1 protein-coding gene is annotated in these 994 nt (G+C 38.3%); it reads left to right on the top strand.

The features are described from left to right. Positions 1-161 precede the first annotated feature (161 nt). A partial coding sequence (locus tag NI20_RS0113205; protein ID WP_033121854.1) for an MFS transporter occupies positions 162-994 on the top strand: 833 nt, incomplete at its 3' end.

Raw genomic sequence — 994 nt, 5'->3', positions numbered from 1 at the left:
AACATAATGCAGAAACATTTCTATTTGATGGTATGCAGATACCGGTATCTGTAAGAGGTTGGATTGGAAAGAATGAGAACACCTATCAAATGCAGAGACTGGAAAAAGAACTTCGTGATAAAGTGAAATATCAAGGCAGACAGTAAAGTGGCGATAAATATATGAAAAAGAATCATAACAAGGGATTTCGCAATATCGTGTTTCTTGGGTTAGTTAGTTGTTTTGCGGACATATCCAGCGAAATGGTATATCCGATTATTCCGCTTTATTTAACAGCGGTTCTCGGTGCAACACCTGCACTTGTAGGTGTGATTGAAGGTATTGCAGAAAGTGTTGCAAGCCTACTAAAAGTGTTTAGCGGTTATATAAGCGATAAATTCCAGAAAAAGAAGGCATTAGCATTTACAGGGTATGCTACGGGAGTCCTTTATAAGCTGGCATTGGTGTTCGCAAGTTCATGGGTAAGAATTTTAACAGCAAGAGTTCTTGACCGCTTTGGAAAAGGAATCAGGACGGCACCAAGAGATGTTATGGTGGCAGAAAGTGCAGATAAAGCATCTATGGGAAAAGCCTTTGGCATTCATAAGATGCTTGATATGGCAGGTTCAGCAGTAGGCATTTTGCTCGCCTTCATTCTTCTTACCACTATGGGAGAGGAAAGCTATAAAACCATCTTTCTTATTTCGGTAATTCCAGTATTGATAGCACTTTTTATGTTTGTGTTTATCGAAGAAAAGAAGGAAAAGCGAGATGTCGCACAAAGAGAACATTTTTGGAAAAATGTAAAATGTCTTGATGGGCAGCTAAAGCTATATCTCGCAGTGACATTTTTGTTTACCCTTGGAAACTCTTCAAACAGTTTTTTGTTGCTTAGAGCATATGATGCGGGATTTTCAAGCAATACAGCGATTCTTTTATATTTTATCTATAACGTGACAGCTTCAATCTTAGCAACACCTTGCGGAAAATTATCGGACAAAGTCGGAAGAAAAAA

The organism is Oscillibacter sp. ER4 (genome assembly GCF_000765235.1).
Taxonomy (GTDB): domain Bacteria; phylum Bacillota; class Clostridia; order Oscillospirales; family Oscillospiraceae; genus Hominicoprocola; species Hominicoprocola fusiformis.
The sequence above is the reverse complement of the archived record's forward strand: the minus strand, read 5'-3'. Positions and strand labels throughout refer to the sequence as shown.